Origin of the sequence: Enterocloster alcoholdehydrogenati, from assembly GCF_013282095.1 — a bacterium.
Classification (GTDB): Bacteria; Bacillota; Clostridia; order Lachnospirales; family Lachnospiraceae; genus Enterocloster; species Enterocloster alcoholdehydrogenati.
In genome coordinates this window covers 80,742-100,825 of the sequence record NZ_BLTJ01000006.1, presented here as the reverse complement: position 1 = coordinate 100,825, position 20,084 = coordinate 80,742, and the positions used below count along the sequence as shown (strand labels likewise).

The window sequence follows — 20,084 nt, the reverse complement described above, 5'->3', positions numbered from 1 at the left end:
TTTTCAAAGGTTTTTTTTCTTTATTTATTTTCTTTATGTTTTTTTAATGTTATGTACATTGTTTAGACATATTTGTTCATTATGATTAGTAATGTTCACCGAGAGGTGGACAGGCCTTTGTTTCAAGTGATTACTTGAAATCACAAAGCTTTTTCATACTCATACCGGACGGAGTGATCCGTCCGGCCCCCCTATTTAATCATATCCCCTCTATGTATTTATGATGATGACCCGTCCGGTACTGCCGGACGGGTTTTCGGCTGTATGGGGAACAAATGGGATAAATCGTTACATTTCCTGTAATAATTTCATAAGGAATTTCATGTTTTTTTTATAGAACGTCCATACTTTTATCACATTTTCAGGGCATACTATAAGAGAATTAGTTACAAGCTTTTTCATACTCATACCCGGACGGAGCGATCCGTCCGGTCCCCCCTTTTTTAACATTTTCTTTTTTATTATACCTACCATTCCATTGCGTGACATCAGTCAGGCAGAAGAATCCCCCTCCGGTACGCCAACGCCGGAGGGGGATTCTTTGTGTCCGCAGCAGCCAGGATCTATCTCACCAAATCATCCCATGAACAAAGAAAAATCATCGATAAAATAGTGATCTGGAAGCTCTGTATGCCCCCACACTTACATTTTCTGGAAAACAAGGATAAAATGCAGAGGATATCCGGCGCGGCGGGGAAAGCGGGCGGGTATTTTAAGACGGGCCGGCCTTTTTAAAACAGCCTTCCGTTCATCCCCGCAGCGCCGTCTGCATCAAGGAGGGCATATTTTATGAATGAAACAATGAAACCATCAACCGGGCGGAGACTGGAACTATTTGTCCGGCATCTTAAGGAGAGGAACCTGTCTGCCAACACCATCTGCGTTTACCGCTGTGCAGTCGAGCAGTTTTACCGGATGTATCCTCAGATGACAGCCCGGAACCTGCAGCTGTACAAGGTGTACCTTTTGGAGCATTACAAGCCTCAGACGGTAAATCTTCGGATCCGGGCATTAAACTGTTTCCTGCAGGATAAGGAAATGAACGCGGATCCGGTGCCTATGATACGGATTCAGCAGAAAACCTATCTGGATAAGATTATCAGCCAGGCGGATTATGAGTATCTGAAACGGCGTCTGGCAGAGGACGAAGAGCTGGTGTATTATTTTGTGATTCGGATGATCACCGCTACCGGAGTGCGCGTCAGTGAACTGGTGACTTTTCAGGTGGAGGACGTGCACCAGGGATATAAGGATATCTATTCCAAGGGAGATAAGATGCGAAGGGTGTATATTCCTTCCCGTTTAAAGGAGGAGCTTTTAAAATGGCCGGAGTTTGCCGCACGCAAAAGCGGAGCGCTGTTTCTGAACCGGTTTGGCGCGCCGGTCACACCATCCGGCGTGAGGACACGGCTTAAGACCTTTGCCGCACGGTACGGACTGGATCCGGAAGTAATGTATCCTCACTCCTTCAGGCACCGGTTTGCAAAAAATTTTATTGAAGCCTGCGGAGATATTGCCTTTCTGTCGGATCTTCTGGGGCATGAAAGCATCGAGACGACCCGAATCTATCTGAGACGAAGCAGTGCGGAGCAGTACCGGATTGTAAATAAGGTGGTTGACTGGTGAAAGGATGGGATGAAGCTATGAAAAATACGGATGAGAAAACCATATCGGCTGTACAGGAACTGGAATGGTTCCGGGAGGTACTTTTGGGGAAAGGAGCCTCTGAAAATACAGTGCGGGTATATCTAGCTTCGGTGCGGCGTTTTTATGAGAGCCATGAAGAGGTGACGGTTGAGGCACTGCAGGCATATAAAAAGGAGCTTCTTAAGGAATGTCGGCCTTCCACCGTCAATACCAGAATCTATGGAATGAATCAATATGTGAAGGCATTAAGGCACTGCCGGAAGGAATGCCAGGAAACCGTATTCGATCCCCCAAACGCAGCGTGCACGGTTCCTGCGGATTTTAAGCTGCCTGCAGTGAAAAGCCAGCAGAAACCATTTCTCAATAATGTAATCTCAAAGAGGGATTATGAAAAGCTGAAACGGGGACTGCGAAAGGATCAGGATCTGTTCTGGTATTTTGTTGTCCGTTTTCTGGGCGCGACCGGAGCCAGAGTCAGCGAACTGGTACAGATCAAGGCGGAGCATATCGCCGTGGGATGTATGGATCTTTATTCAAAAGGCGGAAAAATACGGCGGATCTATTTTCCTGAGACGCTTTGTAAGGAAATGGCTGCATGGCTCAACCAGAGAGGGATGGTTTCAGGATATGTGTTTACCAACCGGAGGGGAAAACCTATCTCTCCCCGGGGCATCAGCGCCCAGCTTAAGGTACTGGCAAAACGATACCGGATCCGGCCGGAAACGGTGTATCCCCATTCCTTCCGTCACCGGTATGCGAAGAACTTTCTGTCCAGATTTAACGATATTTCTCTGCTGGCTGACCTGATGGGCCATGACAGCATCGAAACTACAAGAGTGTATCTGACCCGGTCGTCCCAGGAGCAGCAGGCGGTGATCGACCGGGTGGTGACATGGTAAGACAGTTGATTTTTTTTCATAAAACGGGTATTATACTACTGTTTAAACGTTAGAAGAATTTTTTACTGCGAGGATGGATCTGTATGTATGAATATACCTGGTATCAATGGCTTTGTTTTTTTTATCTCTACTGCTTTTTCGGATGGATCTTTGAATCCTCCTATGTGTCTTTAAAGGAAAAACGGCTGGTAAACCGAGGCTTTCTGAGGCTTCCCATGCTCCCTCTGTACGGAACCGGGGCGGTGATGATGCTGTGGGTGTCTCTTCCAGTGCAGGATAATCTGCTGTTTGTGTATCTGTCGGGCGTAGCGGCGGCTACGGCCCTGGAGTATGTGACGGGCTGGGGGATGGAACGGCTGTTTAAGGTGAAATACTGGGATTACAGCAGCCAGAAGTTTAATCTGAACGGATATATCTGTCTCACCTCTTCGATCGCCTGGGGATTTCTGACACTGTTTCTCACTGAGGTGATCCACAAGCCCATCGAACACTGGGTATTAGGACTTTCAGAGCAGACAGCGATAATTGTGGTATCCGCAGTGACCCTGTGTTTTGTCTATGATACGGTGCAGTCTGTGCGGGCAGCTCTCAGCCTTGCAAAGGTTCTGGATGCGATGACCCGTATGCGGACGGAGTTAGAGGATATCCAGGTACAGATGGCGCTCCTGCGGGATGAGACCGGTCAGAGGCTGGAAGATGTAAAGGAAGAGGCGGCTCAAAAACTGGAAAGCGTCAGGACAGAGGCAGCTACCGTAGCCGGATGGCTGGTAGGCGAAGCTGCAGAGCGCGCCGCCAGTCTGAGGGACGGAGCCGTGGAACGGGCCTCCAGTCTGAAGGACGGAGCTGCGGAACGGGCCGCCAGTCTGAGAGACGGAGCCGTGGAGCAGGCGGCATTTCTGAAAGACGAAGCCCTGTTCTGTGCCCAGCAGTTCAAAACTGGTACAGCAAAAAAAGCAATGCGCCTGAAGGATGAGGCCATGCTCTGCAAAGACACCGGTGAAGAACGGATCCGGGAGCTGTCAAGGCGGGTGGCTGAATTAGCGCGCAAACGTCAGCATCTGGCCCTGCATATGGATTTTTACCGAAAGGGAATCCTGCGCGGTAATCCCACCGCTTCGTCTGTGCGGTTCGGGGCTGCTCTTAAGGAGCTTCGGCAGATTGCAGAGAAACGGAAAAGAAAATAATATTTGAAAAAGGTCCTGAAACCGGTCTGACAGAACCGGCATCAGGGCCTTTTTTATTTACACAACTGTTCAGGACGGCAAAAATACAGGTGCAAGAACAGGCGTTAGGCTCGCTTACAAGCATGATTTTGCACCTGTTTTCACATCAAAGGAATCTCCGATGCTTTCTGAATGACCATAGACATTCAAGAAGAAGTGCCATCTGGAATCGTTACACTTTTATCTGCTTTTGTTTTTCCGTATTGGAATTACATCATCTTATCTACCATGGCCATAACGGCTGCACCCAGGTCAGCTTCCCTGTGGTCTGCATCTTCCAGAGAGGTTCCCTTGACACCGAAGTAGAATTTGATCTTAGGTTCTGTGCCGGAAGGCCTCACACAGATCCATGCGCCGTCCTCCAGGTCATAGTAAAGCACATTGGAGGATGGAAGGCCGGTTGGCTTTACCTCTCCAGATGCCATGTCCTTGACGGTATCCAGCTTATAATCTCTTGCAGACACTACCCTGCAGCCTCCGACTTCGGCGGGCGTATTGTTTCTCAGTGTCTCCATGATGGATTGGATCTTTGCCAGACCCTCAATGCCGGATAAACCGATGGACTTAACAGAATCCTTGTAGTAGCCGTATTTCTCATACATGGCTGTCATAGCATCCCATAGAGTCATGCCCTTCTGCTTATAATAGGCAGCCGCCTCGCAGAGCGCGGCTGTGGCGGAAATAGCGTCTTTATCACGGGCATATGTGCCGATGAGACAGCCATAGCTTTCTTCCATTCCAAAGAGATATGTTCCGGTCCCGGATGTCTCATTTTTAAGAATCTGCTTTCCGATCCACTTAAAGCCGGTGAGAACCTCGATCAGCTCTGTGCCGTAGGCTTTCGCTACCGCATCGATCAGGTTGGTGGATACAATAGATTTTACCACCTGTCCATCTGCCGGGATCTTTCCTGCGGCCTTCTTCTGGCTGAGAACGTATTCGCACAGCAGGGAGCCTGACATATTTCCAGTCAGCGGGATGTATTCTCCCGATTTTGTATCTTTTACATATACGCCCAGGCGGTCGGCATCAGGATCCGTTGCCAGGACAAGGTCAGCATTTTTCTCTTTTGCCAGCTTTAACCCCAATTCAAAAGCTTCCGCTGCCTCTGGATTTGGATAGCTTACAGTGGGGAAATCGCCGTCAGGAAGCTCTTGCTCAGGAACTACATACACATGGGTAAAGCCGATCTCCTTCATCACTCTTCTGGCAGGAATGTTGCCGGTGCCGTGGAGGGGAGTATATACAATAGTGATCTCGTCCTGCATCTCATCAATGGCCTTCTGGTTTACTACCTGGGCCTTTACCTGCGCAATGTATTTGTCGTCAATCTCTTTTCCGATAACCTCATATCTGCCTGCGGCAATGGCGGAAGCTTCGTCAGTGGTCTTTACGCTGGAGAGATCCTCGATGGCCAGAACCTCTTCGGTCACGCCTTTATCGTGAGGAGGCGTAAACTGCGCACCGTCCTCCCAGTATACCTTATAGCCATTGTACTCCGGCGGATTGTGGCTGGCAGTAATGTTGATGCCGGCTGCACAGCCCAGCTCCCGCACAGCAAAGGAGAGTTCCGGTGTAGGACGGAGAGACTCAAATTTGTATGCCTTGATGCCGTTGGCCGCCAGAGTCATAGCTGCCTCCATGGCAAATTCGGGAGACATATGGCGGGAGTCATATGCAATGGCTACTCCCTTATCGGCAGCCCCCTGCTTGATGATATAGTTTGCCAGTCCCTGGGTGGCGCGTCTTACCACATAGATATTCATGCGGTTGATACCAGCCCCAATAATACCCCGCAGGCCGGCTGTTCCAAATTCCAGATCCATGTAAAAACGCTCTTTGATCTCGTTTTCATCGCCTTCAATAGCCCTAAGCTCTGCTTTTGTGGCCTCATCGAAGTACGGATTGGACAGCCATTCCTGATAAATCTTCATATAGTCTTTCATTTTCTATACTCCCTCCTGATTTCCCAATGCATAACAGCGCCTGCATTTTTATGTTTTCGATTATACTACACTGGCCAGAAAAAGAAAAGGATATTCTGTTTCTGCTACACCAACCGTATTTTCTTGACCATCTCACAGAATTCCCGGTTGTTCCTGGTTTTTGAGAAGAGATCCAGAATCTTTTCCACTGCTTCGTCGGGACGGAGAGAGTTCGTTGCCTTGCGCACGATGTCTACTGCCTCGGCTTCTTCCCGTGTCAGGAGAAGATCGTCTCTTCTGGTACCGGATTTTAAAATATCAATTGCCGGGAAAATGCGTTTTTCAGAAAGGCGGCGGTCCAGAACAAGCTCCATGTTGCCGGTTCCTTTAAATTCCTCGTACACTACGTCGTCCATGCGGCTGCCGGTATCTACCAGCGCAGTGGCCAGGATCGTCAGGCTTCCGCCCTCACGCATATTGCGGGCAGCTCCAAAGAAACGTTTCGGCATATAAAGGGCCGCCGGGTCAATACCGCCTGACAGCGTACGGCCGCTGGGAGCTATGGTAAGATTATAAGCCCTGGAAAGGCGTGTAATACTGTCTAAGAGGATGATCACGTCCCTGCCGTGCTCAACCAGACGCTTAGCTCTCTCGATAACCATTTCCGATACGCGCTTATGGCGGTCGGGCTGCTCGTCAAAGGTGGAATAAATCACTTCTACATTAGGGCCTACGATTGCTTCCTTGATATCGGTTACTTCCTCAGGACGCTCGTCGATGAGCAGGATCATCAGGTGCATATCCGGGTGATTGGTGGTAATGGCTCTGGCTACCTGCTTTAAAAGGGTCGTCTTTCCTGCCTTTGGCGGAGAAACGATCATACCTCTCTGGCCTTTTCCTATGGGGGCCAGAAGATCAAGAACACGCATGGCTACCGAAGTGCGTTCTCTGGTATTTTCCATGTGAAGGCGCTGATTAGGGAAAATGGGGGTCAGATCTTCAAAGTTGGGCCGGCGCTCTGTGGCGCTTAAGGGATAGCCGTTTACGGTTTTGATATAAAGAAGGGCGGCAAATTTTTCGGTAATTGCCTTTACTCTTCTGTTTCCCGCTATGATATCGCCGGTTTTCAGGTTGAAACGGCGAATCTGGGAGGGAGCCACATATACATCGTTTTCACCGGGAAGGAAGTTCTCACAGCGGATGAAGCCAAATCCGTCCGGCATGACCTCCAGAATGCCGTTTGCCTCGATGCCGCTGTCCAGCTCCGCCATATCCTGATTGGAAAGGCCTACGGCATCGTTGCGCATCTCAGGACGGGACGGACGGAACTCCTGATTCTCAGTAAACTGGGATGCAGAGACCGGCTGAAAGCTGCGGGCCTCCTGGCGGCTGTCGTTCTGGGTGTCATAACGGTTCTCGCTGCGGTTGTCCGTGCGGCTGGACTGGCGGTTTTCGTAGCGGGAGTTGTAGGTATAAGGCCGGCGCTCGGAAGAAAAGGAACGGGCATCGCGGACTTCATTTGCATCTTTAAAATTGTTTGATTCGCGGGTATCGCGGAGTTCTCTGGCCTCTTTCTGCTCCCTCTGTGCACCGGGCGTTTCCGTCTCTCTGCGGGACCGCGGAGTGTGAGGAGCTCTGGCTGTCCTGGCAGGCCTGGACGGCGAAGCCGCAGGAGCCGCAGGACTATTCTCTTTCCCGCTATTCTCTCTCCCGCTTTCCTCCTTCTGGCATAAAAGATCTATGATCTCTGCTTTTCTGAGCGCACTGATCCCCTTTAGTCCCTGGGATCTGGCTAATTCCCTAAGTTCTGCCAAAGGCAGCGTCTGTAATTTTTCTCGCATATCTGTTCTCCTTATTTCTATGGGGCAGGACGCAGGCGTACGCCTGTTTTTATGTGTTTCTGAATAATCCTGTATTGCTGTATCATTGGTTCTTTTGAAAAATGATCTTGGGGATGTTGTCCAGTTCCTGAGGGGAGCTGGTCATAGATGAATCCGAAACGGAGGACGGACAAGCCGGCAGCCTGCCGTCCTGCCCTTATACAGATATTATAGCCTCTGTTCCCACTGATTGTAAAGTTTAATTTTTCAGCCACTCCATATGTTTTCGGATCTGTCTCTCATACCCGTTATCCGATGGCTCATAAAAGACAGCGCCTTCCATACCGTCAGGCAGATACTGCTGCTTTACATAGTGCCTGGGGTAATCGTGCGCATAAAGATAACCATTTCCATGGCCCAGATCGGCAGCCCCCCTGTAGTGACGATCCTGAAGATGAACCGGAACCGGATTGGAGCGTGTGGTCTTTACCGTATCCATAGCGGCCTGAATGGCCAGACAGGCGGCATTGCTCTTGGGGGCACAGGCCACATAGGTCACGGCCTGTGAAAGGATGATCTGGGCTTCAGGCATACCGATGCGCTCGGCAGCCTGCGCGGCGCTTACCGCTACTGTCAGCGCCTGAGGATCGGCGTTTCCCACATCCTCTGACGCGCAGATCATAATCCGGCGGGCGATGAACTTGATATCCTCTCCCGCATACAGCATACGGGCCAGATAGTAGACCGCCGCGTCAGGATCCGAGCCCCGCATACTTTTAATAAAAGCGGAAATGGTATCGTAATGGCTGTCCCCGTTCTTATCATAGCGCACAGCCCGTTTCTGAATACATTCCTGCGCCGCAGCCAGATCGATATGGATTTTCCCGTCCCCGCTGCGCTGCGTGGTAAGAACTCCCAGCTCTATGGCATTTAAGGCGGCCCTGGCGTCCCCTCCCGCAGCATCGGCAAGAAACTGAGCGGCGTCTGAATCAATGACCGCCTGATACGTTCCCATTCCCCGTTCTTCATCGGTGACAGCGCGGCGTATCAGCTCCAGGATATCTGATTTTTCCAGCGGCTTAAGCTCAAAGATGCGGGAGCGGGAAATCAGCGCACTGTTGACCTCAAAATAAGGATTTTCCGTAGTTGCGCCGATCAGAATCAGCGTTCCGTCCTCTACAAAGGGGAGAAGGTAATCCTGCTGGCCCTTGTTGAAACGGTGAATCTCATCTACAAACAGGATGGTCTTTCGGCCGTACATTCCCATGCTGTCCTTTGCCACAGCCACGATCTCTTCCATATCCTTTTTCCCTGCTACCGTCGCGTTGATCTGCTTGAAATCAGCGCTGGTGGTGTTGGCGATTACTTTTGCAAGGGTAGTCTTTCCGGTGCCGGGCGGGCCGTAAAAAATCAGCGAGCCCAGCTTATCAGCCTTGATGGCCCGGTAAAGCAGTTTGTCCTTTCCAATGATATGCTGCTGGCCTACCACCTCCTCAAGAGTTTTTGGGCGAAGCCTGGAAGCCAGAGGCGCTTCTTTTTCCATTGTATTTTCTCTCATATAATCAAACAGGTTCATTTTTTATTCCTTTTTCATGTTGGCGGGGTTTTACGGAATGTTTTTGTGAAATATCAGTCGATCAGCAGCTCATCGGCGGTTACAAAGGTATAGCCTTCCTTTTGAAGGATATCCGCCAGTTCCAGAGCAGCTGATACGGATGTGCCAAAAATATCATGCATCAATATAATATCCCCATCTTCCACATCTTTCAAGACCCTCTTTACGATCCGCTCCCTGTCCTTTAGCTTCCAGTCCAGAGAATCCACAGACCAGAGGACGGTTGTCATGCCCGCCTGACATTCCAGTTCTTCGTTCCAGTCGCCGTAAGGAGGGCGCATATATTCGGGAGCCGAGCCGGTAATAGACTGAATCAGCGTGCTGGTGCGGTCCAGGGCCTGGCAGACAGCAGAGGTTTTTGCCTTTGTGAGGGGAACATGGTTATAGCTGTGGTTTCCGATCAGATGGCCCTCCGCTTTCATCCGCGCTACGATGGCTTCATTGCCTGGAATACTGCTTCCCATGAGAAAGAAGGTGGCGGGAATCCCTCTGGCTTTTAAGCCGTCTAGGAGAACCGGAGTATGGATGGGATCAGGGCCGTCATCGAAGGTAAGCGCCACGTATTTTTCCGTCCGGGGCGCTTCCGGAGCAGAAACGGCGGCGGAAGGGGCCGGGATAAATATGATTTGGATCAGGAATGCCAAAAGAAAGAGATCCGCCGCCAGGATGACGGAAAGCAGGCGGATGGATTGCTTGAATTTCACAGGTTACAAGAGCCTCCCGGCAGACTGCATATATTGATTATATGATATGGCCGGGAGCGGGAAACTAGAACACGGGGTGCTGCATTTTGCGGCGCCCCGTCTGAATATACATGATGTTAGAGTTATAAAGAATGGATATTATTACTGCTCTCCCGGCTTTGTCCCGGTCACTACCTGGGACTGAGACGTGGATGAACTGACGCCGGGGCCTCCGTTGATTCCGGTTACCGTACCGGATGGGGAGCCGGTTTGGGAGGAAGCGCCATCGGAACTGTTGTTTCCGTTGGATGGAATAATGATGGTTCCTGAAGAGGATTCATTTCCGGCAGCGGTTCCCGGCGCGCCAGAAGAGGAACCGGTATTCTCAGAAGGTGTTCCCGGAGCCTCAGAGCCTGTGTTGCCGGATACAGCGCCGCTCTCTCCCTGCTGGCTTAAGCTTCCATCGGCAGCAGCCTGATAGGTGACTCCTCCGATGTCCACTGCCCGGTCGGATACCATGCGGCCGGTAGAGGGATCCATATAGTAGTGAAGACCGTTTACCTCGATCATGCCGACAGCCATGCGGCCGCTGCCGTCAAAGTAGTACCAGGCTCCGTCCAGCTGACGCCAGCCAGTAGCCATGGCACCGGAGGTTTTCAGATAATATTTGCCGTCCGCATCATTGAGCCAGCCGGTCTGCATCACGCCGCTCTGGTCAGAATAATACCAGGTTCCATTATCATTGATCCATCCCTTCATCATAGCGCCGGACGGATCCAGATAATACCATTTTCCATTCTGGCTGGTCCAGCCCACAGCCATTTTCCCGGAGGGTTCCATATAGTAGCGCTTGCCGTCGATCTCCAGCCAGCCAGTCTGCATCACGCCCTCCTGATTGGAATAATACCAGACGCCTCCGTCATTGATCCATCCCTTCTTCACCGCTCCTGAGCTGCCCAGATAATACCATTTCCCATCGTCCTGACGCCAGCCGGTCTGCATCTTTCCGGTGGTTTCATCCAGATAGTAGCGGACGCCGGAAACGGTGATCCAGCCGGTGGAGGCAAGGCCTTCTTCGTCCATATAGTACCAGTCGCTTCCGTCCTGGGCCCATGCGTTCTTCTGCTTGGTATAATTGCTGTAGTAATACCGTCTGCCGTCAATGGTACGCCAGGTATTCGCAGGAATCACAGAGGTGAAATCTTTAAACTGGAAGTCAATATCCACATTTCCATTGATACCGTTTACAGAGCCGGTACTGGTGGCCTGCCACATAACGGGATTTTCGTAGGTTGGGCGGGCGGAGTAACGGGCCACCCATACGGGATAATCCATCAGATTCATGTCCAGCTTGTTTTTCAGCCAGTTCTCATTTGCATAGATAATAGGATAATACCCCGCAGAAGAGATTTTGCTGCAGAACGCATTGGCAATGGCCGCCAGGTCTGCTTTTGAAAGATTTCCCTGGGTTGAGTCCTCCATATCGAATGCCACGGGGTAGGAAATGGGGTAATCATGGATCAGATCCAGAACAAAGTCAGCCTCTGCCTCTGCCATTTCCACCGTAGTCGCCAGGGAATAGATATACACGCCTACCTTGACGCCTGCGGCGCTGGCCTGCTGGATATTCCGATGGAAATAGGGGTCAACGGCACCCTTGGAGCGTGTTCCCAGCATCACGAAGGATACGTCGTCTGCAGCTACCTGGCTCCAGTTGATCTCGCCCTGCCATCTGGATACGTCGATACCTCTTGCAAGGACGTTCTGGATGGAACTGCCGTCGGGCATCTGATACACACCGTTTACCTTTTTCCAGGCGTTTGTATTGGTCTGCGACGTATCGGTGCTCTTTGCTCCCGTGTTCTGGGAACCGGTCTCTGTATTGCCGGAAGAGGTATTATTTCCTGTCGCTCCGGGGCCGCCTGAAGTAACCTGCCCTGTCTGGGAACCGGTCTCTCCCGGCCCGATGGCGTAGACAGTGGCCGCCGGCCCCAGAGTGCCGGCTCCCAGTATGCCTGCCAGCAGCAAAGCCTGGCAGCGCTTTTTCATCTCCTGTTTCCTTTTCATGATCGTCTCCTCAGTCTTACTTTTTCCTGCGCATATGGCGCGGGACGTATACACAAACAGGGGGATGCCGTCAGCTTATCCCGCCGCAGCATCCCCCTGTTATATCCGAGCGGGAATGAGATTCAGCCACGCTCTCCTGCGCCTTTGTCTGTAAACGCCATGCGTTCCCAAAGGCGTATCCTGTTATGATCACTCATCAGCCTGGACCGTCGGTGCGTCCTGCCGTCAGAGAGCTGTCAGTTCCAGTTCCGGAAGGACCGGTTGTGCTGGTTGTGCTGGTGCCGGAAGAGCTTCCGGGACCGGCGGAGCCTGAACTGCCTGAACCTTTCGATACGCCGGGACCTCCGTTTTCACCGGTCACTCCGCCGGTGGAGGACTGGCTGCCTCCAGTCGGGGTCTGGGCGGATACGCCGTTTGCATTCTGGCATACGCCGGAGGCATCAAAGGTGTAGGATGTACCATTGATATCCAGGGTAGTTCCTGCCGTCATCACGCCGCCGTCCGCAGGATTCAGGTAATAATACTTGCTGTCTACCAGGATCCAGCCTGTCATCATATGGCCGTTGCTGTTAAAGTAATACCACTTGCCGTCGATCTGCTTCCAGCCTACGGACATCTTGCCGTTGGTCATATCCATATAATACTTGTTTCCCTCGCTGTCGCTGAGCCAGCCGATCAGCATACGGCCGTCTGTATTCAAGTAGAAGTAATCCTGGTCTACCTTGGCCCAGCCAGTCATCATCTTGCCGTCTGTGCCGAAGAGATACCAGCTATCCTTGATCTGCGCCCAGGCATTCACTACGCACTTGCCGTTATCCTGGAAATAATACCAGGCTCCGTCCATCTGACGCCAGCCCGTTCCCATGCTCCCGTCGCCGCGCATGAAATAATAGTCATCACCGATCCTTAACCAGCCCGTAACCATGGTGCCGTCATCCAGCATATAGTACCATTTGCCGTATTCGGGGTTGATCCATCCCTTTGCCATCAGGCCGCCGGGACGGAAGAAGTACCACTTGCCGTCGATCTGTTTAAATCCGGTGGTCATATAGCCGGTGGAAAGATCCATATAATACCAGCCCTCGCTGGTCTGAAGCCATCCTGTATGGGTCTTGCCCTGATAGATATACGTCCAGTGATCGTTCGACTTGGTCCATCCGTCTGCCGCATATGATGTAAACGCCGTCCCGATGGCCATGGCGCCGATCATACCGGCTGCTGCCAGTGCAGCCAGGTATTTCTTATGTTTCATGCCTTTGTCTCCTCCTGTTCCTTTTGGCGCGCCAAAACGCTTCCCTGCTTTGTCTGCATTGTGAGCAGAAAACCGCTCCGGAACGCCCCGATATACTTCCAGAGGGTTGTCCTTCTGTGTTGTCATAATTTTGATTATACCACAGATCCGTTCCGAAAAAGGTAACGATTTTATTACAATTTCGTAAATTTTATCGGAGCGCCTGAAGTTTCTTATAGTAGCCCTTTGCGTAGCGGTACATGATGATGGTGTATTCCCCAAATTCTTCGCCCAGGGACGCCTTGTACACAGCCCACAGGCACCAGAGGAAGCCTCCCAGTGCGGCGTTTGCAAAGACCGCGTAATACTCTTCTTTTTCAGGTCTGCGCTGCAAATACAGTTCTAACAGCCGCTTTGTCTGCTCCTCGTCATAGTAAGAGTAGATGGCTGCCATGGAAATGTCCATCACCGGATCGCACATCCCGGCATACTCCCAGTCGAGAAGTTTTGCACTGCCGTCCGGAAACATAAGGAAGTTATCCACATTTGCATCGATATGGCAGAGGCACTTCGGACGGTTCATACGGTCTAAGCGGTCCATAAGTTCATTCATCCATCCCCTGACCTGGCCATAATCCTCAAAGGGAATGCCCCCATGCTCCAGGCACAGCCGTTCATAAAATCCGATCCGCTCCCGGATATCGAAGGAATGCCCCACCTTCAGGCCCGACTGGTGAAGCTTTCGGATGATTCCCATACAGTTTTCCATATCTTTCCAGTTTTCTGCATCCGCCGTCCGGGTTCCCTCATAGTACCGTGCAATCTTGTAGCCGGTATCAGGGTTCATATAAAGAACCTCCTCCGTAATTCCCAGAGAAGCCACTGTATCATAGACCGCCTTTTCCTGTCGGCGGTTGATGAGAAGTCCTGTTCCCGGTCCGGGAATGCGGCAGATGCAGCGGCTGCCGTTTACCCGGAATAAAAAGGATTTGTTTGTCATTCCCGCCTTCAGACAGCAGATATCGGTGATCTCTGACTCCGGCACCTCAAAAACCCTGGATACCAGATCCATGGCCGCGTTGTCAGAATGGTTCTGATATCTGGGATCGAACAGGCGCAGTTCTTCCAGGTTCTCAAACTCATAGACCTGATCCCTGGGCTGGCGGTTGGCGTACATCTCGATCTGATCCCACCCGGAGGCCTTCTGGCCGGAGAACGTTTCCGCCCTGGCAAGCAGATCTCCCCCCTCCGCTTCCAGGCGGCGCTTTGCCTCGCCCTTCAGCATATCCACATAGGGCTGTTCCCAATAGAACTGTTCCGTTCCCGGCGTTTCATAATAGGCTTCCAGCACCGGAAGGAACCGGGCAGAAAATTCTCTGGACAGATAAACCGGGCCGTACATGACCCACTGATCCTTTCCGCCTACATTTACATCGGTAATCCTCCCCTTTTTGTTGAAGGTCAGGCACCATTCCCTGGTATCGCCCTCCTTAAAAGCGGCGCTGTACCAGGCTCCGCACTCGTAGGCATGGTACATATTTTCCCGCAGCCAGTTGTCTGAAGATAATATGTACATATTCCGGCCCTGCAGCAGATGTCTGGCCCGGTAGACCGTAGCCAGGGTGTTCTTGCAGGAATATTCGGGATTGTATAGAAGCTTTACGTTATATTTATCAATCAGATACTCAAATTTTTCCTTCAGATATCCCACCGCAATGGTGATATCCTCTACTCCAGCCTCATAAAGCTGACGGATCTGGCGCTCGATCATACGCTCGCCGAATACCTCTAAAAGGCCTTTGGGCGTCTCAAAGGTCAGCGGCACGAACCGGGAGCCAAAGCCCGCAGCGATGATCAGGGCGCCGTCAACCTTATAAGGGGCCAGAAGTTCTCTGCCCCTATCCGTCAGGGCCAGCTCTCTGCCCTTTTCTCCATCTCTCTCTCTGATAAAGCCTTTTTCCAGACATTCCCTTATCAGCCCGTTGACTGTTCCCAGAGACAGATCCATACTCTTTGCCAGCTCCCTCTGTGTAATGCCGGGACACTCTAAAATATTCCTGCATATCAATCCGTATCGATCCATATGATCCTCCATATTCCATGCTGTACGTTTTTGCACCTTGGGTTTTTATTTCCGTATGCTCCGCCTGTGTTCATTTTATCATTTTATCATGAATATATGAACATTATAGCACAGAAAATGAGAAATGCAAGGGCCGGCTGTATGAATCAGCCGGCCCCTGGTCGTTTCTGTCTGTGGTCTTTATTTTGCATTTCCCAGAACAATGGCGTTTACTGCCTCTGTAAGATCCACTACCTGAGATCTTGGAACCAGAGATACGGTTTTTCCGTCTGCCTGGGCCAGGCAGTGGCTTCCATCATAGCGGTAGAAAGCCAGAGAAACCTGGGGTGTAACCTCATTTTCCAGATGAACCGTCAGCCGGATCTCCTCCTTCTGTTTTGGTTCCTCCTGTGTAAAGCTGTCTGCCTTCAAACCTTCCAGCGCAGACTTTAAGTCAGCCATATCAAGCTTCTCTTCCTGGTAATACCAGGTGCGGTCTTTCTTGCCGCCTTTGGAGGTAAGACTGTAGTCATTTCCCTCCAGAGAAATATCGATTCCTGTGATATCCTCTGCATCCGCCCAGAAAACTTCTTTATGGCGCAGGTCATCGTATTTCATGGCCATAAGCGCTTTATAATCCCCGGAGGACAGCTTATATGCGATATGAGAGCCGTTTACCCGCGCATAAGCGGTGATCTCCTCATCCTTTTCATTTTCCTCTTTTTCCTTTTCTGCCTTCTTTTTCTCTTTCGGATCGCGGCTGATACTCAGGGTAAAGGTTCCAGACGTCTGCTCTTTATCCTTATTTTTAGAGGTATAATCTGCCTCTATCGTAAGCTCCGGCGCATCCAGACCGTATGTGCCCCACTCTTCATCAGAAACATAGTAGGACGCGTAATCAGAGAGATTCAGGTTCTGGAGGGTTTTTATATAGGCGTTTACCAGTTTTGGATCCAGAGGGAGCAGATTTTCTCCATCCCGCTTAAAGTAGACGTCTGCGCTGCTGTAGGAAGCCTTGCTGTCCTCGCTGTAAACCACCTCATAGGTCTCCGGCCCGGTAAACCGTATGTCAGTCACCTTATCAAGGGCCGGCACCTTATCCCGGTTTAGCATATCCTTTAAACCGGCATTAAAATAATTCAGCGGATCGTCCTTTACCAGATAGACCTTTCCGTCTCCGATGGATACATACCGTTCTGAATCCATATTGCTGAAATTTCCCAGACGCACATCATAGCTCTTATCCGCAGTCTCCAGATGGATGGTGCAGACCGGGTGATCCAGCCCATACTGTCCATAATCGTCTACATCATCAATGACAAAGGATACGCCGAACTGCTCAAACGGCTTTAAGAGTTCCTGCATCTTATCTGTGCTGACAGGGAAGTTCCCGTCCTTGTCATAAGTCCAGGTTCCGTCCTCCCCCTTGTGGAAGGAAAGGCTTTCAGACTCATTTTCCCATGAGAGGGCGGAAACACTGTCCTGAGGTATTTCAAGGATGATCTCATCGCTGTTTTTGATCTTTTCCTTATGATGTTCTGTTTTAACCACGCCTACAGCCGCCGCTGACAGAACAGCCAGAGCGCCTAACAGGATATATAATCGTTTAGCCCGCTTCATTCTGCATTCTCCTTCTTCTCATTACTACACAAATGCCGATCCCCAGATAGATCAGAGGAAATATTCCAATCATCATGGCCTGGAGCATGGCGGAGGTAGAATCGCTGATAGTCAGGTAATTGTAATTTAAGGACTTGCTGCGGATCGCCATGGCCTCGCTCTGCCCGATCATGGAAGAAATGGCGTTCATACCAAGGTTATTGTTGGCGCCGGAGGAAAGGGCATTGTACATATCCTCCAAAAAGTCCGAGGATCCGAACCAGAGGATCTGACCGTCATTTTCGCAGGCGATGGATACAGCTGCCGCAAATGGGCCGTCAATATCCCCTTCTTCCTTTTCATAGGTGGAAAGATTATAACCGGCTGTCTTGCTGAAGGCTTCCGCTGTGGTTGACAAAAGAGTGGTTACTCTGCCCGCAGCCTCTGTCTCGTCTACCTTCAGTCCCTCAACCAGGGGAAGGATGGGGTAATAGTGCTCCTCTATCAGAGGATCTGTAATGGAACTGCTTTCCATCTTAGGAAGCAGGGCGTAGGGTGTCTGAAGGGCATAGTGCTCTCTGTCTCCCTCTACTACGACTCCCTCCTCTGCCGTCACACCGTATTCCTCTATCAGGCCGTGGAGGTTAACAAGACTTCCTTCCTTTACAGGGCCTGCTGCCACAAAAAGCTTTCCGCCGTTTTTGGTATAGGATGACAGAATTTCCTTTTCCGCCTCGGAAATATCGCTGGAAGGTCCGTAGATCATGATGCCGTCAGCATCTTCCGGAACTGAATCCACATTCAGCAGGGACAGCTGATCCAGCTGTATATTTTCTTTTTCGATCTGCTCTTTAAAGGAGGCGGGCAGTTCCTTCTCCCCGTGTCCCTCTAAAAAATACATCTTCGGCTGCTCTTCGTTGACGACGTAATCGATGGCGGAGGTAATGGCCCCTTCTCCGTCAAAGGACGTATTATAAGAGTAGGAATAAACATCTGCTTCCTTAACGTAGATATCATCATAGCTGATAAAGCGGCTGCGTTCCCCGGACTCTACTACAAGGCTGTTGTTCGCCACAGTCTCGTCGGTATAGTTTTTTGCAAAGGTGGGATATACATCCGGATTTTTCTTTACCACCTGGATGTGATCTGAAAGGCTGTCATACTTATTCAGCAGGTTTTCAATGACCGGATCTTCCTTGTCTGCCTGTACGATCCAGTAAATTGTCACGTCTTTATCAAGCCCGTTTACCACTGCTTTTGTGTTGCTGGTAATGGAATACAGTTTGGATGAGCTGATGTCATATTTTGTCAGGTTGTCCGGCAAAGCCCCGGCCAGTATATTGATCACGATCAGCATCGCCAGCACTACTGCTGTAACGATCAGGGAATAGGCTCCGCCCCGAAGCGCATTGCGGTTCTGCTTCATCAGTTATACCTCCTTTTTTCCAGTGACTGCACCGATAAAAACAGGAAAAATGCGGCAAAGGTCACAAAATACACAATGGCCGTGAGATCAAATACGCCATTTACAAAGACATTGAACCGCGCAAACAGCGACAGCGTTTTCATAAGAGAGGGCAGAAGCCCCGCCAGGATCTCCCTGTCAGCAAAATACAGAATCAGCACTGCACCGCCGCCCAGGAAATAAAAGCCATAGGCCAGATTTTCATTTTTTGTAAGATACCGTATAACCAGTCCCAGGATAATAACCAAGACAAACAGGGCGATCAGAGAACCGGCCGCCGTAGAGGAGACATAGGCTGACAGGCTGGTGCTGTAATAGTTAAGCAGGATCACCGCAATCCCGATACCTGCGGCAAAGCCCTGATTATCTGTCAGAGATGAAATAAAGATCCCCAGCGCAATCAGAGCCGCTCCCAGCGCAAAAAAGGCAAAAATAGAACCGTAGGAGGTTGGCAGATATACGTCACCGAACCTTGAAAATACCAGGGGGTACAGGGAAATAACGGCCAACGGGATCAAATATACGATCAGAAGAGCCAGATATTTTCCCAGCACCACCTGGGTAGTGGAAATAGGGAGCGCATATAAAAGCTGGTCTGTCCTCTGTTTTCTCTCCTCGGCGATGACGCGCATGGTCAGGATGGGAACGATCACCACAAAGACCAGGCTGCCGAAGCTTAAGACAAACTCAAAGTTGCTGACTGCTGCCTGAAGGTTGTAAAGAGTGGCTCCAAGACCTACAAAGGCCAGCAAAAACGCGCCGAATACATAGGCGGTCAGTGAATGAAAATAATTGCGCAGCTCGTGCTTTAACACAGCGGTCATACCGTCTCCTCCTCTCCCTTTTCCGTCAGCTCTATGAATATCTCCTCTAAATCAGCCTTTCTTACATTCATCTCCAAAAGCACACAGTCTCTTGCGGCAAAGCTGCTAAACAGGCCCCGTGATACCTCATAGATGTCCTCGCAGTCGGACCGGAGGCTGACGGCGGTGCGCCCCCCATTCTTTTCTTCTATGGAAATATCTGTGATATGTTCGATCCCGGCCAGGATATCCCTGGTCTCTTCCCCGGACGCCTCTGCAAGCAGGGTAATCTCACCGGGAGAAAGAAGGCGTTTTTCCAGATTTTCCGGTTCGTCAAAGGCAATGAGTTTCCCCTTTGCGATAATGAGGATCTTCTCACAAATGGTCTGCACCTCAGAAAGGATATGGGAACTGAAGATAACCGTGTGCTCCCGGCCCAGATCCCGGATCAGGTCACGGATCTCAATGATCTGCAGGGGATCCAGTCCCACAGTAGGCTCATCCAGGATAATAACTTTGGGATCCCCCAAAAGAGCCTGGGCGATTCCCACTCTCTGTTTGTAGCCCTTGGACAATGCGCTGATACGGCGGTTTCTTACCTCCGTTAAGCCTGTCCGTTCCAGCACACTGCCGATCTGGCGCTCCAGCTCCTTTCCCTTAATTCCCTTTGCCTCCCCCACAAACCTCAGGTATTCCATCGGTGTCTCATTCATATAAAGGGGCGGCTGCTCCGGGAGATAACCGATCCTTCGCTTTGCCTCAGCCGGTTCCTCAAAAATATCAAAGCCCTCGATCTTTACGCTTCCCTTTGTAGCCGACAAGCATCCGGTCATGATGTTCATGGTGGTGGATTTTCCTGCTCCGTTTGGGCCTAAAAAGCCGTACACATGACCGCCCTCTATCTCAAAGGACAGATCATCCACTGCCGTCACATCGCCGTAGCATTTTGTCAAATGCTCAACCTGTATCATGATAAACCTCCTACTTGTGTTCTTCATTCTCGCATTATAACAATTTATGCTGAAATGACGCTGAAAATTTCTTC

14 protein-coding genes are annotated in these 20,084 nt (G+C 50.7%); 3 read left to right on the top strand and 11 right to left on the bottom strand.

The window, feature by feature from the left end:
* Window positions 1-801: 801 nt before the first annotated feature.
* The 3 genes from HW447_RS08445 to HW447_RS08435 all read left to right on the top strand — a co-directional run bounded on the left by HW447_RS08445 (window position 802) and on the right by HW447_RS08435 (window position 3,730).
* Entirely contained in the window at window positions 802-1,626 is an 825-nt protein-coding gene (locus HW447_RS08445) for a tyrosine-type recombinase/integrase (RefSeq protein ID WP_390471211.1), read from the top strand.
* A gap of 17 nt (window positions 1,627-1,643) precedes the next feature.
* On the top strand, window positions 1,644-2,546 hold the full coding sequence (locus HW447_RS08440) for a tyrosine-type recombinase/integrase (RefSeq protein WP_176254996.1): 903 nt from the start codon (window positions 1,644-1,646) through the stop codon (window positions 2,544-2,546).
* 83 nt (window positions 2,547-2,629) lie between these two features.
* The gene (locus tag HW447_RS08435) at window positions 2,630-3,730 is read left to right on the top strand and encodes a putative ABC transporter permease (RefSeq protein WP_176254879.1); all 1,101 of its coding nucleotides are present in this window, start codon (window positions 2,630-2,632) and stop codon (window positions 3,728-3,730) included.
* A 248-nt stretch (window positions 3,731-3,978) separates the two neighbouring features.
* Here HW447_RS08435 and HW447_RS08430 read toward each other — a convergent pair whose 3' ends face one another.
* The 11 genes from HW447_RS08430 to HW447_RS08380 form a co-directional block, all read right to left on the bottom strand.
* Window positions 3,979-5,715 (bottom strand): phospho-sugar mutase, encoded by a 1,737-nt coding sequence (locus tag HW447_RS08430; RefSeq protein ID WP_176254878.1) that lies wholly within the window; start codon window positions 5,713-5,715, stop codon window positions 3,979-3,981.
* A gap of 104 nt (window positions 5,716-5,819) precedes the next feature.
* Window positions 5,820-7,535 carry a transcription termination factor Rho gene (gene rho / locus HW447_RS08425; protein ID WP_176254877.1) on the bottom strand — a complete coding sequence of 572 codons (1,716 nt, stop codon included), beginning with the start codon at window positions 7,533-7,535 and terminating at the stop codon, window positions 5,820-5,822.
* Between the two features lie 238 nt (window positions 7,536-7,773).
* Complete coding sequence (locus HW447_RS08420) at window positions 7,774-9,090, bottom strand: replication-associated recombination protein A (RefSeq protein WP_176254876.1); 1,317 nt, start codon at window positions 9,088-9,090, stop codon at window positions 7,774-7,776.
* Between the two features lie 53 nt (window positions 9,091-9,143).
* The gene (locus HW447_RS08415) at window positions 9,144-9,833 is read right to left on the bottom strand and encodes a polysaccharide deacetylase family protein (RefSeq protein ID WP_176254875.1); all 690 of its coding nucleotides are present in this window, start codon (window positions 9,831-9,833) and stop codon (window positions 9,144-9,146) included.
* 141 nt (window positions 9,834-9,974) lie between these two features.
* Window positions 9,975-11,879, bottom strand: coding sequence for a GH25 family lysozyme (locus tag HW447_RS08410; protein WP_176254874.1), 1,905 nt, complete (start codon window positions 11,877-11,879; stop codon window positions 9,975-9,977).
* Between the two features lie 196 nt (window positions 11,880-12,075).
* Window positions 12,076-13,131: a cell wall-binding protein gene (locus HW447_RS08405; protein WP_176254873.1), complete on the bottom strand. Its 1,056-nt coding sequence runs from the start codon at window positions 13,129-13,131 to the stop codon at window positions 12,076-12,078.
* A gap of 190 nt (window positions 13,132-13,321) precedes the next feature.
* Window positions 13,322-15,193 (bottom strand): phosphotransferase, encoded by a 1,872-nt coding sequence (locus tag HW447_RS08400; RefSeq protein WP_176254872.1) that lies wholly within the window; start codon window positions 15,191-15,193, stop codon window positions 13,322-13,324.
* Window positions 15,194-15,373: 180 nt separating this feature from the next.
* The gene (locus HW447_RS08395; RefSeq protein ID WP_176254871.1) at window positions 15,374-16,792 is read right to left on the bottom strand and encodes a DUF4340 domain-containing protein; all 1,419 of its coding nucleotides are present in this window, start codon (window positions 16,790-16,792) and stop codon (window positions 15,374-15,376) included.
* Window positions 16,779-18,197, bottom strand: a complete 1,419-nt coding sequence (locus tag HW447_RS08390) for a GldG family protein (protein WP_176254870.1) — start codon at window positions 18,195-18,197, stop codon at window positions 16,779-16,781. The genes HW447_RS08395 and HW447_RS08390 overlap by 14 nt, the downstream gene beginning before the upstream one ends.
* On the bottom strand, window positions 18,197-19,060 hold the full coding sequence (locus HW447_RS08385) for an ABC transporter permease (RefSeq protein WP_176254869.1): 864 nt from the start codon (window positions 19,058-19,060) through the stop codon (window positions 18,197-18,199). The genes HW447_RS08390 and HW447_RS08385 overlap by 1 nt, the downstream gene beginning before the upstream one ends.
* Window positions 19,057-20,010, bottom strand: coding sequence for an ABC transporter ATP-binding protein (locus HW447_RS08380; RefSeq protein WP_176254868.1), 954 nt, complete (start codon window positions 20,008-20,010; stop codon window positions 19,057-19,059). The genes HW447_RS08385 and HW447_RS08380 overlap by 4 nt, the downstream gene beginning before the upstream one ends.
* Between the last annotated feature and the right edge of the window lie 74 nt (window positions 20,011-20,084).